We start from the raw sequence: 16,857 nt of genomic DNA, 5'->3' as shown, positions 1-16,857 counted from the left end.
CGTGTCTACCCTGTCGGCCATGGGCACGCCCGCCGCACCGGACAACGGCCGCTTCCGGGTCCTCGTGGTCGAGGACGACGACGTCATCGGCCACTACCTCCAGACCGGCCTGCAAGGCAACGGCTACACCACCACCTGGAGCCGCACCGGCGCCGCCGGTCTCACCGAGGCGACCCGGGTTTCGTACGACGCCCTGCTCCTGGACCTCGGCCTGCCCGACATGGACGGCCTGGACGTCGCCCGCACCCTGCGCGGCCGATGCCGGGATCTGCTGATCATCATCCTCACCGCCCGCACCGACGACATCGACGTCATCGCCGGACTGGACGCCGGCGCCGACGACTACCTCGTCAAACCCTTCAGCCTCACCGTCCTCCTGGCCCGCCTCCGCGCCCACCTGCGTCGCCGGACCTTCACCACACCCGCCCAGCAGCCGATCCACCTCGGCGACCTCGTCGTCGACCCCACGGCGCGCCGCTGCCACCTGCACGACGAAGAAATCCCCCTGCGCCCCAAGGAGTTCGAACTGCTCGCCCTCCTCGCCCGACACGCGGGCGAGGCCGTCTCCCGCGAGACCCTCATGGCCGAGATCTGGGACGAGAACTGGTTCGGCTCCACCAAGACCCTCGACGTCACCATGGCCGCCCTCCGCCGCCGCCTCACCGACGCCTCCGAAACAAGCCCCTGCCCCAGCCACCTGCCCCGCATCACCACGCTCAGAGGACACGGCTACCGCATGGATCCGTGACCGACTTCGTTCACACCGGCGCCCTGCGGTCCCCAGCCGCTTCCGGCGTTGGTGACCATCGCTGCAGGTGGTCCGTTCCCCGACTCTCTCGCCCATCGGCTCTTCCGGCACCAACTACGCCGCATCGGGGCCTCGGTGGCCACGATGCCGCCCCTGCCGGGCGAAGGCCCAGCGGGACCTCGGGTTGACCGACGATTCTCGCCGCGGCATGCAGCGTGTGGCGGCCGCCGGCGGTCGGCTCGCTTCCGCCGCTCGACGGGGGCTGGCACACCTGAGCCGAGTCTCCGGAGATTTCCCTGCGGCGGTGGTGTCCGCCGAGAGGCTGGGCTGGGATGGGCGGCACCATCGGGTGCTGGGGGACGTGTGGTGGGTTCAGGGCCACATGGAACGGGCGGCAGGCACGCCTGGCCCGCCCTGCTCCACCAACGCCCTCACCCTGCTGCGGCTACCGGCATGGGGTGACCGCGACAAGAACATCGCGGCCGCTCTGGTGCGTCATCAGCCCGTCTGGGGTTCACCCAGCGGTAGTCCCGAGTCACGCAGCCAAGCCTCGCCGGCCGGGGTCCGGGCGACGCGAGAACCGAGGGAGACATAGACACGGAACTCACCGGGGACCGGCTCGGCGTGCTGCTCGGTCCAGACGCTGTTCAGACAGAGTCGGACGCCACAGCCCTTGAAACCGGGCAGGCCCCGCCAGCCGCAGTTCCAGCTGACGTTCATGTTCAGTGGCCCGAGTGCTGAGACCATCCGGTCCAGTTCCTCCTCGGTGCAGTCGTCCTCAGGCTCGCTGTCCAGGTCGCCGAAAGGGGCAGTCGCGGCCAGGGTAAGAGTCAGGCCTTCGGGCAGCGGCCACAGGTCGGCCAGCTCCGGACGCAGCGGCATGTCCCCGATGAACCAGCCGCTCAGCTCCTCCCAGTCGACCGGGACATCGCGGCGCTGCAGTTCGTGCACAAAGGTTTCGAAGCCAGGCAGGGCCCGGTCCCAGACGGCCCGCGCGGCGCCGAACGTGCGCAGTGCGTGCACGTACTGTTCGGCCGTGGTGACCAGCTCCAGGTGGGGCCAGGGAATGGTCTTCCATTCGGCCAGGTCCTGCATGATCGCGCGTGCCTGTGACAGCGCGCTCGGCGCATCGGGAAAAGACTTGCGAACCCGATAGAGAATCGACATGGACAAGAGATTTCCCTCTCGCGCAAGGGTGGGGGCGGGGCGTTTTCCTGATGGCACGCCCCGCCCCTGTCCTTGTTTTACGCGTACCGGGTACGGAATGCTCCGAACGGCCCAGTCAGATAGTCAGTGCCGTTGCAGCAACCCCCATCGTCGGGTACTTGCTCGCGAGATCGTAGCTCCCCAGGTCGGTGCCGCGTCCGGTGCAGGTCCTGGTATTTGCGGACCCATGCCTTGACCTCGGAGGCATCGACCAGGTTGGGGACCTGTATGAAGACCTCGTTGACATCCGTACCTCGGACCCTCCCGTCCAGTCCTGGCGCCAACGCAGTTGCTTGACAGCCTCCCTGAGTTGTCCAGGGTGAGCGGCGCTTCGGGCCCTTCCTTTTCTCAAGCGGGGCACCGGCGATCTCCACCTCGTGCTCCAGCCCCTTCTTCGCCCCATGGACGGCGGCGCCAGTACGGATCGTCGAAAGCCGAGACGGCCTCGCCCTTGTTGTGCTCGATGAGGGTGCGAGCCGCCCTGTTGGCACCCGACGTAACCCTCTCCACGTCGTCCGCGAAGTGCCGCCATGTCTTCGCCGCGTCCCGCAGCCCGCCCCTCATCTGCGGCCGGCCACCACATCCGAGTCATGTCCTGGACGATCTTGCGGGCCTTGTCCGCAGTGCTCACCGGTGCGTGCCCTCACCGCCGTGGTCGAGGCCGACACTCGTCGTCATCGGCTTGGGACAGGCTTGGGCCATTGTCCCGCCGGTGCGCGCTCCACCGGCGGCAGTACCAAGCCGGGGCAGTAGCGCCCTGATGGCGGCTCATGCCAAGAGAGGTGTCTGCGGCGGAGTCGTGCCCTCCCGCACAGAACCCTTCGCCCCGAGGGGCCGCGATCATGAACGCCGGTCCGGCCGGCCCCAGGGCGACCGGATACAGTGCGCGAGACGGCAGCCCGGTCAGGGAGGGGAAGCATGACCGCCACCAGCAACACCCGGCCCGCCGAGGGTGAAGCGCGAGCGCCGCGGCAGAGCCGACTGCACCGCCTCATGCGCTACATCCCCCTGATCGCCCCCGTCCTGCTGTGGACCGTGCCCTGCTGGGTGCTCCTGTACACCGGCCAGCACTGGCCGCTGCCCGTCACACTGGTCGGCACCGCCCTGTTCGCCCTCGGCCTCGTCGGTATGCCTCTCGCGATGATGCGCGGCCACGGCCGGCGCCAGCAGGACCGGGCGGCGATCGTCGGTGACACCCTGCTGGGCACCAGCTGGGTTCTGTTCACCTGGTCCGTTCTGCTCGGCGTCCTGTTGCGGCTCGCCCTGACCGTGGCCGGCGTCGGCGAGAGTCAGGACCGGGCCCGAATCGTCACGTGGACCGTCTTCGGCGTGACCGCCGTGCTGCTCGGCTGGGGGTACGCCGAGGCCCGCCGCGTGCCACGCGTGCGCCGACTCGACGTGCAACTCCCACGGCTGGGCGCCGGGCTGGACGGCATCCGCGTCGTCCTCATCACCGACACCCACTACGGCCCACTCGATCGCGCCCGCTGGTCGGCACGGGTCTGCGAGACGGTGAACACCCTGGAAGCCGACCTGGTCTGCCACACCGGCGACATCGCGGACGGCACGGCCGAACGCCGCCGCGCACAGGCCGCCCCACTCGGCACCGTGCGGGCCACCCGGGCCCGGGTCTACGTCACCGGCAACCACGAGTACTACAGCGAGGCCCAGGGCTGGGTCGACCTCATGGACGAGCTGGGCTGGGAGCCACTGCGCAACCGCCATCTGCTGCTCGAACGCGGAGGCGACACCCTCGTCGTCGCCGGCGTGGACGACGTCACCGCCGAGTCCTCCGGCCTGGCAGGCCACCGTGCCCACCTCGCCGGAGCCCTGGACGGCGCCGACCCCGACCTGCCCGTCCTGCTCCTGGCACACCAGCCCAAGTTCGTCGACCGGGCGGCAGCCGCCGGCATCGACCTCCAGCTCTCCGGCCACACCCACGGCGGCCAGATCTGGCCCTTCCACCACCTGGTCCGCATCGACCAGCCCGCCCTCGCCGGCCTCAGCCACCACGGCACCCGCACCCTCCTCTACACCAGCCGCGGCACCGGCTTCTGGGGCCCGCCCTTCCGCGTCTTCGCCCCCAGCGAGATCACCCTGCTCGTACTCCGCTCCCCGCACCCGCCCACCTCGCCGTAGACGGGGCGGACCAACCCGTCCCCTTGGAGGCGTCCTCAAGCTGAGGCGGCGCGGCGGCAACAGATGACCAGACTCGTCCCGCCGAGGACAAGATCCGGACCAGCCCCGGGATTCGGTGTGCGCGGACACTCCGCTTCCGGCGACTGCGACCCCATTGACCGTGGCGCAGCGCGGGCTGGCATGGCCTCCCCGTCGCGGCGACCGGAACCTCGCCGACAACCTGCTCGACAACCTGCTCGACTACCTGCTGCTCGAGCGCGGTCGCCTGGACTTCCGGAGGTTCCTGCGGTGACCCGCGACCTCGGCCTGAACGGGCACGTGTCCGAGCCGGTCGAGGACGAGCACGCGCTCGTCGGCGCGTACGCCGTGGGTTCTGAGGGTGGTTCAGGCGAGGGCGCTGATCCCGTCCTAAGATCCAGCGCCGGCACCTGGAGTGTCACGGCATGACAGGTTCGACTCGAAGAACCCGGATACGAGCAACTCCTCCTTCGCCATGACATCGGAGGTCGGCGCGGTGCCGGTGTCCGAGGCGATCTCGTCGGGCGTCATCACCCCGCTCAGCTGCGGCATCAGCACCTCGGCGTCGGTCAGGGAGCCGTGCCGCGTCCCCGGCAGCGTAATGTCGGCATGCCGGCCAGTGCTGTGCGCCAGCACCGCGGCGCACGACGGGTCGTCGGCGGCCGTGCACGCGTCCGGGGCGTCGCTGGAGAGGATCAGGAAGGGCTTGCTCAGTCCGTGCTGCGCGACGGGTGAGAAATTCGTGTCCGTCGGCGCGCCGAAGACGTACTCGAGCGTCCCGTCCATGTTGATCCCCGCCTTGATCCGCGGGTCCTCGTACATGGCCTCGAGCGTGGCGAACCCGCCGCCCGAGTGGCCGAACATACCGACCCGGCCGAGGTCGAGTGCCGGCCCGAGACCGGCGGGCAGCGGCGCGTGCTCGGCGTCGGGGTTCCGACCGCCGGTGAGGCGGGTCAGCGAGTCGAGCACGAACTTCGTGTCCGCGACCCGGGTGCCAAGCACAACCGCCTCAAGGAACTGGGTCTCCGTCCCGTCCGCGACCGCCTGCGCGTCCATCTGGAGGAGCCGGCTCGACGCGACCCGGCCGCCGGGGAACTCGACTGCGGAGGCATCGTACGTCGGGTCGACGGTCACCACGACGTATCCCTCGCTCGCCAACTGGTCGACGAGCACCGAGTCCCACGACCGCACGTCCCCCAGGCCCGGCGAGTACAGCACCACCGGGAACCTGCCGGAGGCCGCCGGCGCTCCCATGTGCTCAAAGGTCTCGATGGCCGCGTAGTCGATCGTGGTCCCCTTGGGGACGTTGTAGTTGTAGACGTCTGCCAGGGCGTTGAAGCCCGCGCTGGCCCCCGACGTCATCAGCGGCGCCCTTTGGTACTCCGCGGCATGCTGAGCCGGGTAGACGACGCTGGTCATGAGCTCGCGGTATGTCTGGGGCGGGTGGTACCGATCAGGACGGGATGAATCGATCAGATGCAGGTTCACGACTCCGACCTGGTACGGCCCGGTAGGCCGCGGCAGTTGAGGCGTCGCCGCAGACGGCGCGGACTTCGTTGCCTTTGTCGGCTTCGCGCCGCCGGCAACGGCGCTCGCTCCTGAAGGGAACACGGCAAGCGCGACGATGGACACGGCGGTCAGGCACGACATGGCAGCGGTCTTCCGCATCAGAACTCACCTTCACATGTCAGGTCTCGATGCTCCACAGCCCGAATTGATGGTGGTCTGCGATACCTCAATCCTCTCGATCACCCCGCCGCGCGAGCCATCCCGCTGCCACGACGGTCTCAGGTAGGGCTGGCCCCACTACGCAGATCGCTGATCGATGACCGTGCCGGCTCTCGGATCGAGTACTGCGCCGGTCACGGCCCCGGACCGGTCGGAGGCGAGAAGGGCGGAGTCGGCGGCGAGTTGGGCAAGCGCCGGCAAGCGACCGAGCAGGCAGTTCCGCACGTTCGGTCAACGGGACGAACAGTGCGCTGGTGGACTTCCACGTGTGCAGCAAAAGACAACTGTCTCGGGTAGCGGTCGCTACCGTAGCAATGGCGGCAGGTCCTCTCACCCTCGACACAGCCGCCGGCCCAGTACAGGCATCCGCCGACGGCCTCCGACTCACCCGCAACGACGGGCCGCTGCGGGTGCCATTGGGTGTTCTCGACGATCCGGCCCGGCAGTGGCAGGGCCCGTGGGTGCACGACCTGAGCACCGCGGGCGGGCACACACGACCCGGACCTGGCCGGCGGCGGACTGAGTGCCCTCGCACATCTGCCGCACGTCGGCGGCATCGCCACCCGTGCCGATCACGAGCGCGCCGCCCGCACCGTCGCCGAGGTGCGAGCCGGCCGTACGCCGCTTCGCGACCCGACGCAGGCGCGATTCGGTGGCCTGCGTGCCGCGTCCGTGTACGGCCTGGAGTGCCCTTACGTCCTGCCGGAGGCTCACTGGCCGGATCGGGCGCTGCCGGCCCGGCAGTCCTCGCCCGGCACCTGCCACAGCGACTTTCACCGTCAACGGCACCGACGGCAAGGTCACGGCCGCCAAGACCGACCCCCGCCCCGCCCGGTCACACCGCGCGGTGGGGAGGCCGTACCGCGTACTCCGGGCTACGCTGCCAGGCGGGGGCTGTCGTGGATCACGGAGTCAGTCATGCCGAAGCCCGAGCTGTCCAGGGACCGGTCGTCTCTGGGGCACAAGCTGCGCTATGCCGTACGGCACCCAGGACGCATCCCTTCCCACCTCCGCCGCGCCGCGCGGGACACCTGGCTGGGCCTCCGGCACCGCGACCACGTCGCGTACTACCGCGCCGTCATGGCCTCCGACACCGCGCGCAGCCCCGAGCGTGCCGTCGGCAGCGGATCGGAGGCCGGCTGGCTGGCACTCGGGCAGATGCAGTTCGACTACCTGCTCGGACACGGGCTGAAGCCGCAGGACCGGATGCTGGAGATCGGCTGCGGGAACCTGCGTGCGGGGTGGCGGTTCATCGGCTACCTCGACCCCGGTCACTACTACGGGATCGACATCTCGCCGGACATCCTCCTCGAGGCGCAGCGCACCCTCGTCCGCCGGGGCCTGCAGGACCGCCTCGCCCATCTGGTCCTCGTCGAGAACCTGAAGCTCGACTTCCTGCCCTCGGGCTGGTTCACCGTGGTGCACGCCCACAGCGTCTTCTCGCACTCGCCGCTGGAGGTGATCGAGGAGTGCCTGACCAACGTCGGGAGGGTGCTGGCCCCCGGCGGCTTCTTCGACTTCACCTACGACCGCACGGAGGGCCCCGAGCACCAGGTGCTCCGCGAGGACTTCTACTACCGCACCGAAACCCTCCTTTCGCTGGCCGAGCGGCACGGCTTGACCGCCCGCTTCATGGACGACTGGGAGCGGCGCCCGCACGGCCAGTCGAAGATCCGGGTCACGCACGAGGTGGCGGTGTAGCGGTTCAGCGACACCCATCGGTCTCCATGCGTCCGCATTTGGCGAGCAGATGCATCAGACCTGGTGAGAGGCCAGTAAAACCGAGTCCCTCGGCACAGTGCACGACAGGCAGGCGCGCGCCTCGCACCCACAGGCACCCTGACAAACACGCGCCGTCCCGGCGTCGCAGCGAGAACGCCCGCGTAGTGGAACTCCCGCATCCTCGCGGTACGGGTCCGGCCGACCGGGGCGCGGCCGCGTCGGCCGGTGCAGGCAGCCGCGGTGGCCGGGCACGGCCGGTGGGACGGCGTCCTGCCCGAGGCGCGAATGCTGGCCGAATGGCCGAATGGCCGGACGGCGAGGACGAGCCGACCCGGCTCTGGCTGTGCGATGTGCGATGTGCGATGTGCGATGTGCGATGTGCGATGTGCCCGAGGACACCCCGATCTCGGCCGATCCGGCGGTGGAGTCATGAGGTGGTCCCCAGGCAGCTCTCGAATGGTTCTACGGTGAGCTCGAACAACTCGGCGTCGCTGCCCCACACGTCAGGTGAGTCGAAGCGCACCGAGTAGACGTACTGCGGGTTTTCGCCCAGGAAGTGCGCGTTGGTGTCCGGCAGCACGCCGGCTCCTCCTGCTCGCCGCGGAGGTTGTGGGCGCGGGCGTTACCGCGCCAGGTGCCAGGACGGAGCTGTCGAGGAGTCTCAGCTCTCCGGCGTTGAGCCGGCGCCCGTCGTAGCCGTCGTCGATGTAGTGCGGTGAGAGGAGTTGCGTGTGGGTGGTATCTCTGGCGTCACGGTGTGAGCCGCGCTGCAAGCCCCTGGTTGCGGTGCCTGCCGCGGATGCGTCGGGCTCATTGCCCCGCGTGCCCGCAAGTGGCGGCGGGGCGGCGAGCGGGCCAGGCCTTGGACGCATGCCGATCTCTTCGCCGGCAGCAGCATGTCGTCGACCGCCGTGGACGGACTCACCCGGATCACTGCCCGCGCGGATCCGATCGTCTCAGGGGCAGCGTTCCCTGGGGTGGTCGGTCCGGGGGCTGGACGTCACCCCGGTTGCGTCCTGGTCGTGCGGGCCGCAGGCTGCCCGCATGGACTACAGCGGGGAAGCAGGCGTGCGGCCCATTCTGGTGACCGGCGCTGCGGGCAGCGTCGGGGCTGTCGGCAGGACCGTGGTCCAAGGCCTTCGGCGCCGGGGCCTCCAGGTCCGTGCTCTGGTGCGCCGGGATGACGACCGTGCCCAGGCGCTGCGCGCGACGGGCGCCGAAGTCGTGGTCGGAGATCTGACGCGTGCCCGTGATGTCGCCGACGCCCTCGACGGCTGCGGGCGGGTGTATTTCGGCATGGCCGTGTCGGCACAGTATCTGCTCGCCGCCGTGACCACAGCCGCGGTCGCGCGCGCCTACGGAGGGCTGGAGGTGTTCGTGAACATGTCGCAGCTGACCGTCTCCGAGATGGACGCCACCAGCGGCTCCGAGTCGCATCAGCATCGTCAGCAGTGGCTGGTCGAGCAGGTCCTCGACTGGTCAGGCCTGCCCGTGGTCCAGGTCAGGCCCACCGTCTTCATGGAGAACCCGCTCTTCCGGACCGCGTTTTCCTCGATCGCCGAGGACGGCGCCATCAGGTGGCCCTTCGGCAAGGCGAAAACCTCCCCGATCGCGGCCGGTGACGTGGCCGCGGTCGTCGAGGAGATCCTGGCCGATCCGGCCCGGCACATCGGCCGCATCTATGAACTGACCGGTCCCCGATCACAGGACGTCGCCGCTTTGGCCGCGGAGATTTCCGATGCCTTGCACCGCACGGTCGGCTACACCGACGTCCCGTTGCAGGAGTGGCTCGACAACGATCTCGGAGCGCTGGGACTGCCGGACCATGTCTTCCAGCACATCTCCACCATGGCTCGCCTACACGTGGCCGGCCGCTATGACCGCCAGGCAGACGGCATGGCAGAGGTCACCGGGCGGTCCGCTGCAGGAGTGGCCGATTTCGTCCGCAAGAACCCCGAGCTGTTCACTCGCTGATGCGCTTGACCTGCCAGGCCGTTTGGTGATGGCGATATCTGAATCTTGAATCCGGCTCTGTCCGCAGCTCCGTGAATCCCCAGGTCACTGAGGTTTTCTCAGAGGCCACTGAAATTGAATTCGTGATGTCGGCCTTGCAGGGCCAAGCAGCGTCACTCAACTCTGGGGGGTCGGACGCCTTCGCGGGTCATGTCCCCTCATCCCGGCCGGCCGTGGGGCCCGGGCCCTCCTCGAGGTTTGCGCGAAGGATGGCCAGGGTTGAGGCGATGCGGGCCAGGTCGTCGGGGGGAACCGCCGCGGTCAGTGAGATGAGCTCGCTTTCGACAATGGGGCGGGAAGCGGACAGCTGCTTCTCACCCGCGGATGTGAGGCGGAGGACGGACGAGCGGCGGTCCTGGGGGTGTGCGACCCGCAGGCACCAGCCCGCAGCCACCAGCCGGTCGACCGCCTTGCTGACGGCCCCCACGGTGATCGCCAGTTCGCCGACGATGTCGAGCACGCGGCACCCCGGCACGCGGTCGATGATCTCCAAGAGCTCGAACTGTCCCAGCCCCAGGCCTTGTTCGGCGCGCAACCGGGCGCTCACCGCGTTGTAGAGCCGGGTCTCGACGCGGACCAGATCGGAGAAGATCGGGGTGATGTGGCTCACATTAGCTCCAGTAGATTCCCGGGAATCATCTTCCTTGGAATCCGGTTGGGGGCAGGCAGATGGATTCCAAGGAATCCATCCTCGCACCCCGACCCATGGAGGCCCCGCATGTCCCGACAGCAGCGCGACGCCCTGGACGCCATACTCCGTTCCGCCCCTCGCAGCGAGATACGGCCCACTCCCGAGGAGCAGCGCAGTGGTTTCGCCGCGGCTGTCACCCGCCCCGCGCCGCAGGGCGTGGTCACCCGCAGGACCGTCCTGGGCGGGCGGCCGGCCCTGGAGCTGGAGCCGGCCGAAGCCTCCGGCCGCGGCCGACTGCTCTACCTGCACGGCGGCGGCTACGTCATCGGCTCACCGGACACCCACGCAGGGCTGGTCGGTGAACTGGCCCGCCGCGCCGGGCTGCACGCGACGTCGGTGGAATACCGGCTGGCGCCCGAGCACCCTTTCCCCGCGGCTGTCGACGACGGGCTCGCGGCCTACCGCGAGCTGCTGGCGTCCGGCACCGACCCACGGAACCTCGTCATGGCCGGTGACTCCGCCGGTGGCGGATTGAGCATCGCCACGCTGCTCGCCGCCCGGGAGGCCGGGCTGCCGCAACCTGCCGCCGTGGTCGTCTTCTCCCCCTGGGCCGACCTCACCCTCGCTGGAGGAAGCATCCGTTCCAAGGAGAGCGCCGACCCCATTTTCACAGAGGCCGACTTGCGCGCCTACACCGATCTCTACGTCGGCGCAGGCGACAGGGCGCATCCCCTGGCCAGCCCGGTCTTCGCCGACCTCACCGGACTGCCCCCACTCCTCGTCCAGGTCGGGGCGAACGAAGTGCTCCTCGACGACGCGGTCCGGCTGGCCGGCCGCGCGGGCGCCGACGACGTCGAGGTCACGCTCGAAGTCGGCCCCGGCCTCCCCCACGTCTTCCAGCACCACTACGGCCGCCTCGACGAGGCGGACGCCGCACTCGACCGCGCCGCCCGCTTCCTCACCGCCCACCTGAGCGCCGGGCGCCCGGGCGCCGACCATCTCGAACCGCTCCGCTGACACCGACCCGGCGGCCTCCACATGATGGCGACGACCGCCGCAGGAGCACCATCCACCGCCTTCACGCGGCGACGTCGGCGGCCAGGAACGGCTGGATCAGGGCGAGCAGGGCCTCAGGGCGGTCCAGCGGGATGATGTGACCGCAGTCCTCGATGACATGGCCGGTCAGGTCGTCGGCGATCGGGCGCAACTGCTGTTCGAGCGCGGCACCGACAGGGTGCGCCCCGATGGCCATGGTGGGCATCGTGAGCCGGGCGGTCATGGTGGCATCCCTGATCTGCCGGGCGCTGCCCGGCAGGGCGCGGTAGTAGGAGAAGGCGCGGCGCAAGGCGTCCTCGCCGGTGTAGGCGGCGATGAACGCCTCACGGAGCGCGCCGGGAACGCCGCGACCGAGCGTGCCGTTGTCGAGGAACCAGCCGATGTACCGGTCCTCGTGGCCGGTCAGCACGGATTCCGCGAGACCGGGCTCGGAATGGAATCCGAACCACCATCGGGGTCCGCCCGCCGTGGTCTGCCCGCCGCCCGGCAGGCCGCCGAGAAGCGCCTCCATCAGCACCAGGCGCCGGACGAGGCCGGGACGCCGCAGGGCGAGCAGGAAGGCGGGAGGGGCTCCCGCGTCGATGCCGGCCACCGCGGCGTCCGTCACGCCGAGCGCCTCCAGCAGGCATTCGGCGTCCCGCGCGAGCGTCGCGGCGTCGTAACCCTCTGCCGTGGGCTCCGTGACGGACGCAGCCTTGTCGGTGCGCAGCCACCGCATGTCCGGCGCGATCACCCGGTGGTGCCGGGCCAGCGGGCCGATGACCGCCCGCCACACTTCCCAGGTGTGCGGGAAACCGTGCAGCAGCAGGAGAGCGGGGCCTTCGCCGGCGAGGGCCACCTCAAGGGTCATGCCGCCCGCCGTGACGGTCCGTATCTCCACGTCCGGATCGAGGTCTGGACCGGTGGTACGGCGGGCGGGCGAGGACGTGTGAGGTGTCACATCTGCTCCCTTGCAGTAACTATTGGTTACAAGATGAAAGTAGGTGACTACACTCGACGTACCAAGACGGCACTTTCCCGTAAGGTGGTGAGCTCCGGGTGACCACCCCACCCACGGGCCCCGTCGCCGCACGCGGGGACCTCTTCGATCCGAACTGCCCGACGCGTCGGCTGCTCGACAGGGTCGGTACGAAGTGGACGTCCATGGCGATCAAGGTGCTGTCCGAGGCCGCTCCGCAGGAGGTGCGGTTCGCCGAGTTGCAGCGCAGGATGCCCGGCGTGTCGCAGAAGATGCTGTCGGCCACCCTGCGGAGCCTCACCCACGACGGCCTGGTCTCCCGCCGTGTCGAGCCGACCGTCCCGCCGCGCGTGCACTACCGGATCACCCCACTGGGGCTGTCTCTGGAGGTGCCGCTCGCCGCGCTCCGCTCCTGGGCTGAGGAGCACATGGCCGAGATCGACGCCAACCGACGTACCGAGACGGACGGAACCGGCGAGGGCTGAACCGGTTCCGTCTCACGACGGGTTCCGCGGTGTGACGGCACCCTCCCTGCCGAGGCTCGGGCGCTTCGCCGCCTGCGCTTCAGCATCGGGGCCGCGGTCCCCCGGAAGAACCGCGCTAAGACGTGGTCGAAGTCCCCTGAGGGAAGGGACTCGGCCGGGTCGGGGCGCTGCCAGGCGATCCGCGACCGAGCAGCGTCCATCGGCGTATCCGATGACGCGGTGTCCCCTGGTCAGCGCCATGCGTCCGCAGTGCGGGGCGCATGGCTGGCCGGGCCGTCTCTGTCGCCCTCTCCCCCCGGCGGTGTCAGGCCGTGTGCTGGTAGGCCGGATAGGTGAGGTAGCCCATGTCGCCGCCCTGGTAGTACGTGGCCTCGTCGGCGGGGGCGATCGGCAGGCCGGTGCGGAGACGTTCGACGAGGTCGGGGTTGGCCAGGAAGCCACGGCCGAAGCTGATCAGGTCGGCGCCCAGGCCCAGCCAGTGGTCGGCTTCCGCCCGGCCGGTCTGCTTGGGGCCCATCGGGAGGACCGGATTGACGATCAGGGTGCCGGGCCAGGCGCGGCGCAGGCCGATGAGCACCTCCTCGTCCACGGTCATTTCCAGGTGGACGTAGGCGAGTTGGAGCCGGGCCAGTTCGGTCAGCAGCGCGGTGTTGAGGGCGAGTGCGTCGCTCTCCTCGACGTCCCAGAAGCCGCCCCCCGGGGAGAGGCGGATGCCCGTCCTGGCCGCGCCGATCGCGTCCACGGTCGCGGCCACGGCCTCCACGGCGAACCGGATCCGGCCCGCGATCGTGCCGCCGTAGCGGTCCGTGCGCCGGTTGGCGTTGGAGGAGAGGAACTGGGAGATCAAGTAGCCGTTGGCGCCGTGGAGTTCGACTCCGTCGAAGCCCGCGTCGATCGCGTGGCGAGCGGCCTCGGCGTAGGCGTGGGCGTGCTGGGGCACCTCGGCGGTGTCCAGTGCGCGGGGCGTGGGTGCGGGCTGCGGGCCGGTCGGGGTGAAGACGTCGCCCACTGCGGCGATCGCCGAGGGGCCGACGGGCTGGTGGCCGGTCGTGTCGGGGTGCGAGACCCGGCCGCCGTGCATGAGCTGGGCGAAGATCCGTCCGCCGTTGATGTGTACGGCGTCGGTCACGGCGCGCCATGAGGCGGCCTGCTCCTCGGTGTGCAGTCCGGGCGTGCCCGGGTTGGACTGCCCGACGAGGCTGGGCTGCACGCCCTCGGACACGATCAGTCCGGCCGTCGCGCGTTGCGCGTAGTACGCCGCCATGGACGGTGTGGCGAGGCCGCCGGCCGCGGCCCTGACGCGGGTCATCGGGGCCATCACCATCCGGTTGGGCAGGGTCAGGTCGCCGAGTCGGTAGCTGCTGAACAACGTCGTCACGTCGGGCTCCTCCGTCCGTATCGCGTACCCGGATGCCGGGCACAGCGCTACGCTAAAACCTGACATGGATGTCAGGGGCAAGCGATGTGGCGTGGTTCACCACGGGAGGCAGTCGTGCGGATCGGCGAGCTCGCGGCGCGTACCGACGTCAGCGTCCGGTCGCTGCGCTACTACGAGGAGCAGGGGCTGCTGACCAGTAGCCGTAGCGCCAGTGGCCAGCGGCATTACACGGAGGCCGAGGTGGAGCGGGTGCGATTCATCCAGCGCCTGTACGCGGCGGGTCTGTCCAGCCGCACGATTTCCGAGCTGCTGCCCTGCGTCGACGCGCCCAGCGAGGGCAACTCCGATGCCGCTCTCGAGCGGATGGCGCAGGAGCGCGACCGGCTTTCCGAGCACATCGACGAACTCGTGCGGACCCGGGCCGCATTGGACGTCCTGATGGCCACGGCCCGGGCCCATCGGGACAGCGAGGCACGCGCGCAAAGTGTCCGAGCGCGCCATGGGTCAGGTGAGGGGACGAGCGCGCCACGCGTCCTGGAGAGCTGACCGCACGCCTTCCCCAAGAACGGGACGGCCGACCAGGGTGGGCGCCCCCCGAAGGCCGCGTGTGCCGGCAGGACGTTTTAGGCAGTGGCACAAAGGGTCCACTACGCAGGCGGTGCGAGGGCTCCGTGCAGGCACAAGTATGGATGCCGTGTTTCTCATTCATGCTCGCTTCAGGAATGTCCGTGACGGCCTCCCTCCTCCGGAGGGACTGACCGTACTCCTCAGGGCGTGCGCCCGGCCGGACGATGGTCTCGAGCACGCGGTGCTCCACCGGGTCGGCGTGGGCCGGGAGTTCGTGGTGGGGCTGTATCTGGTGGCGGAATCGCTCGCCCGAGCCGAGCAGGTTGCGGCCGAGGTGGTCGCACGTGCCCTGAGCAGTGGTTCCGAGACGGCGGACATCGCGCTCGTCGAGTGCGGCGCCGTACTGCCGTTGCCGGCGTTCGAGAGTCTCGCCGCCCGGCGCCCGTGCGACCCGGAGTGAACCCCACACAGGCCGCTTTATGCCAGGGACGCTTTAGTCCAGCCGAATTGGCTTCCCGCCCGACGGGCGCCCCGGAATCATCTGTGGCACGGAGGCGACCAGCTGTTGCGCTGATGCGGCGGAACGAATCAGAGAGGGCTTTCCCATGCGCGTCAACCGTATTCTCGCGATCCTCACCGGCGCTCTTGCCCTGGCGGTCCTCGCGGGTGCCCACGCCGGCACGGCCGCGCCGCGTCCGCCGGCGGCCGGTTCCGGTGCCCTGGTCCAGGCCGGCACGGTGAGCCTCGACGATCTGACCTGGGGTCAGTAGTGGAGGCCGAGAACGCGGTGCTGTCCCGGCTGTCCGGGAACTGGCACCGGCGGGCGGCGGTGCGACGGGACGAACCACCGCTGGATGCCTTCTACGAGGTGGGACGCCCGGACTACCCCCTCTCGCTGACCCCCTTCCACCGCCACCCCGGGGTGTCCGACATCGACCCCGTCGCCCTGGACAAGGCGCTGTTCCTCGCGGGTCTGGCCTTCCACCGGCACACCATGGTCATCGAGCAGTACATCGTCGGACCGACGTTCCAGCGCGCCCTCGACCGTTGGTTCTCGGGCGCGGACGGCTCGGTGTTCCAGAGCACCGTGCTGCAGGCGGCCGTGGACGAGCAGTACCACACGCTGATGCACTTCAACGCCGCGACGACCATGCGGCGCAACCGGGCGTGGCACGTCCGGGACAGCGACATCCCGCTGCCGCAGCTGATCGCCCGCCACCGCGAGCACCGCGAGGCCCACCCGCTCCCCTGGCAGCGGGACCTGGTGAGCCTCGCGTTCACCACCGCGGTGGAGATCTCCATCGCCACCCGGCTGGGGGTCTCCCCACGCACCGCACGACGGCTGGCCGCCGAACTGATGGACCGCCTCGACGCCCGCAGCCGCTTCGAAGCCGGTGTCCACGCCGTCCAGCGAGGCTGGCTTCCCCCACGGGACTGACTCGAGTCGACCCCGGGCCAGGCGGCCCGACCACGTGTCACCACTCGACGCCTTCATGCCACTGCACGGCCGGCCCCAGGTACCGGGACGGCCGCGGGCCCGCCCACCACGGCCCCGGGTCGTAGGGCCTGACGCCGCTCGTCGGTCCGCGCGACGTCCCTGTCGGCCACGGTCTGTTCTCCTGGGCGTGTGGTGGCGGTCGCGCGGGAAGATGCGGGCTGGACGCGGAAGGTTCACCGGGCCGAACGTTCCCTGCCGTCGGGTCATCCGGTGTTGCAACCGCCTTTCCGGGTGCTGCGTCTCCTCGGCTGCGAGGACTCGGCGTGCCGGACGGAACGGGAAGAGCGGTCGATGTCGAACGGAACTACGGGCGCGGTGCTGTGCGCTGCGGCGGCCGTGCTGCTCTTCGCCGTCGCGTGGCGGGAGGCGGCTGTGGTGCGGCGGCTGCGGCGGGACGGCATTCACACGCGAGGCGTCGTGGTCACCAACACGCAGGTGGCCGAGGACGACGGGCACATCTGGGTGCCGGTCATCGCCTTCCACGACCAGCAGGGACACCGCGTGGAGTTCTCACCCCGGATGCGGGGGACCGGAATGGGCCTGGAGACCGGGCGTGAGGTTCCGGTGGTGTATGAAGGTCGGCATCCCCAGACGGCACGGGTGCACATGTGGCGGCACATGATGGGGACGGCGGTGTCCCTGCTGTTGGGCGGAATGGCCTTTCTCGGGGCCGGCGTACTGATCGTCCTGACGACGTGAGCGCGTCATCC

The 16,857-nt window shown here is 70.0% G+C and carries 18 protein-coding genes and 1 pseudogene; 13 read left to right on the top strand and 6 right to left on the bottom strand.

Annotated features, from left to right (window positions below; translation table 11 throughout):
• The first annotated feature begins 19 nt into the window (after window positions 1–19).
• Complete coding sequence (locus ABT288_RS19590) at window positions 20–748, top strand: response regulator transcription factor (RefSeq protein ID WP_351609099.1); 729 nt, start codon at window positions 20–22, stop codon at window positions 746–748.
• Window positions 749–1,246: 498 nt separating this feature from the next.
• Here the strand turns inward: ABT288_RS19590 and ABT288_RS19585 are convergent, their stop codons facing one another.
• The gene (locus ABT288_RS19585) at window positions 1,247–1,915 is read right to left on the bottom strand and encodes a hypothetical protein (protein ID WP_351609097.1); all 669 of its coding nucleotides are present in this window, start codon (window positions 1,913–1,915) and stop codon (window positions 1,247–1,249) included.
• A 957-nt stretch (window positions 1,916–2,872) separates the two neighbouring features.
• On the opposite strand from ABT288_RS19585, the gene ABT288_RS19580 reads away from it, so the two are divergent.
• Both ABT288_RS19580 and ABT288_RS19575 read left to right on the top strand, forming a co-directional pair.
• Window positions 2,873–4,093 (top strand): metallophosphoesterase, encoded by a 1,221-nt coding sequence (locus tag ABT288_RS19580; RefSeq protein ID WP_351609094.1) that lies wholly within the window; start codon window positions 2,873–2,875, stop codon window positions 4,091–4,093.
• A gap of 160 nt (window positions 4,094–4,253) precedes the next feature.
• Window positions 4,254–4,385, top strand: a complete 132-nt coding sequence (locus ABT288_RS19575; protein ID WP_351609092.1) for a hypothetical protein — start codon at window positions 4,254–4,256, stop codon at window positions 4,383–4,385.
• A 116-nt stretch (window positions 4,386–4,501) separates the two neighbouring features.
• On the opposite strand, the gene ABT288_RS19570 is transcribed toward ABT288_RS19575, so the two are convergent.
• Complete coding sequence (locus tag ABT288_RS19570; protein ID WP_351609142.1) at window positions 4,502–5,761, bottom strand: alpha/beta hydrolase family protein; 1,260 nt, start codon at window positions 5,759–5,761, stop codon at window positions 4,502–4,504.
• A gap of 407 nt (window positions 5,762–6,168) precedes the next feature.
• Here ABT288_RS19570 and ABT288_RS19565 point away from each other — a divergent pair.
• A pseudogene (locus ABT288_RS19565) lies at window positions 6,169–6,451 on the top strand (hypothetical protein); the annotation flags it as partial.
• A gap of 306 nt (window positions 6,452–6,757) precedes the next feature.
• A complete protein-coding gene (locus ABT288_RS19560; protein ID WP_351609139.1) occupies window positions 6,758–7,540 on the top strand; it encodes a class I SAM-dependent methyltransferase in 783 nt (260 codons plus the stop codon).
• Between the two features lie 448 nt (window positions 7,541–7,988).
• Here the strand turns inward: ABT288_RS19560 and ABT288_RS19555 are convergent, their stop codons facing one another.
• Complete coding sequence (locus tag ABT288_RS19555; RefSeq protein WP_351609089.1) at window positions 7,989–8,141, bottom strand: SH3-like domain-containing protein; 153 nt, start codon at window positions 8,139–8,141, stop codon at window positions 7,989–7,991.
• 464 nt (window positions 8,142–8,605) lie between these two features.
• Between ABT288_RS19555 and ABT288_RS19550 the strand changes: the two genes are divergently transcribed.
• Window positions 8,606–9,535: an NmrA family NAD(P)-binding protein gene (locus tag ABT288_RS19550; RefSeq protein WP_351609086.1), complete on the top strand. Its 930-nt coding sequence runs from the start codon at window positions 8,606–8,608 to the stop codon at window positions 9,533–9,535.
• 187 nt (window positions 9,536–9,722) lie between these two features.
• On the opposite strand, the gene ABT288_RS19545 is transcribed toward ABT288_RS19550, so the two are convergent.
• Complete coding sequence (locus ABT288_RS19545) at window positions 9,723–10,184, bottom strand: MarR family winged helix-turn-helix transcriptional regulator (RefSeq protein WP_351609083.1); 462 nt, start codon at window positions 10,182–10,184, stop codon at window positions 9,723–9,725.
• 108 nt (window positions 10,185–10,292) lie between these two features.
• Here ABT288_RS19545 and ABT288_RS19540 point away from each other — a divergent pair, with 108 nt between their 5' ends.
• Window positions 10,293–11,222 carry an alpha/beta hydrolase gene (locus ABT288_RS19540; RefSeq protein ID WP_351609080.1) on the top strand — a complete coding sequence of 310 codons (930 nt, stop codon included), beginning with the start codon at window positions 10,293–10,295 and terminating at the stop codon, window positions 11,220–11,222.
• 61 nt (window positions 11,223–11,283) lie between these two features.
• Here ABT288_RS19540 and ABT288_RS19535 read toward each other — a convergent pair whose 3' ends face one another.
• Window positions 11,284–12,111 carry an alpha/beta fold hydrolase gene (locus tag ABT288_RS19535; protein ID WP_351609137.1) on the bottom strand — a complete coding sequence of 276 codons (828 nt, stop codon included), beginning with the start codon at window positions 12,109–12,111 and terminating at the stop codon, window positions 11,284–11,286.
• Window positions 12,112–12,299: 188 nt separating this feature from the next.
• On the opposite strand from ABT288_RS19535, the gene ABT288_RS19530 reads away from it, so the two are divergent.
• A complete protein-coding gene (locus ABT288_RS19530) occupies window positions 12,300–12,704 on the top strand; it encodes a winged helix-turn-helix transcriptional regulator (RefSeq protein ID WP_351609077.1) in 405 nt (134 codons plus the stop codon).
• Window positions 12,705–13,008: 304 nt separating this feature from the next.
• Here the strand turns inward: ABT288_RS19530 and ABT288_RS19525 are convergent, their stop codons facing one another.
• On the bottom strand, window positions 13,009–14,082 hold the full coding sequence (locus tag ABT288_RS19525; protein ID WP_351609075.1) for an alkene reductase: 1,074 nt from the start codon (window positions 14,080–14,082) through the stop codon (window positions 13,009–13,011).
• 114 nt (window positions 14,083–14,196) lie between these two features.
• Here ABT288_RS19525 and ABT288_RS19520 point away from each other — a divergent pair, with 114 nt between their 5' ends.
• The 5 genes from ABT288_RS19520 to ABT288_RS19500 all read left to right on the top strand — a co-directional run bounded on the left by ABT288_RS19520 (window position 14,197) and on the right by ABT288_RS19500 (window position 16,846).
• Window positions 14,197–14,628 (top strand): MerR family transcriptional regulator, encoded by a 432-nt coding sequence (locus ABT288_RS19520; RefSeq protein ID WP_351609072.1) that lies wholly within the window; start codon window positions 14,197–14,199, stop codon window positions 14,626–14,628.
• A 262-nt stretch (window positions 14,629–14,890) separates the two neighbouring features.
• A complete protein-coding gene (locus tag ABT288_RS19515) occupies window positions 14,891–15,109 on the top strand; it encodes a hypothetical protein (RefSeq protein WP_351609069.1) in 219 nt (72 codons plus the stop codon).
• A 145-nt stretch (window positions 15,110–15,254) separates the two neighbouring features.
• On the top strand, window positions 15,255–15,419 hold the full coding sequence (locus ABT288_RS19510; RefSeq protein WP_351609066.1) for a hypothetical protein: 165 nt from the start codon (window positions 15,255–15,257) through the stop codon (window positions 15,417–15,419).
• On the top strand, window positions 15,419–16,087 hold the full coding sequence (locus tag ABT288_RS19505) for a diiron oxygenase (protein WP_351609063.1): 669 nt from the start codon (window positions 15,419–15,421) through the stop codon (window positions 16,085–16,087). Before ABT288_RS19510 ends, ABT288_RS19505 begins: the two co-directional genes overlap by 1 nt.
• Before the next feature lie 351 nt (window positions 16,088–16,438).
• Window positions 16,439–16,846, top strand: coding sequence for a DUF3592 domain-containing protein (locus ABT288_RS19500; protein WP_351609061.1), 408 nt, complete (start codon window positions 16,439–16,441; stop codon window positions 16,844–16,846).
• Window positions 16,847–16,857 lie beyond the last annotated feature (11 nt).

The organism is Streptomyces sp. NPDC001093, assembly GCF_040298985.1.
Classification (GTDB): domain Bacteria; phylum Actinomycetota; class Actinomycetes; order Streptomycetales; family Streptomycetaceae; genus Streptomyces.
The sequence above is the reverse complement of the archived record's forward strand: the minus strand, read 5'-3'. Positions and strand labels throughout refer to the sequence as shown.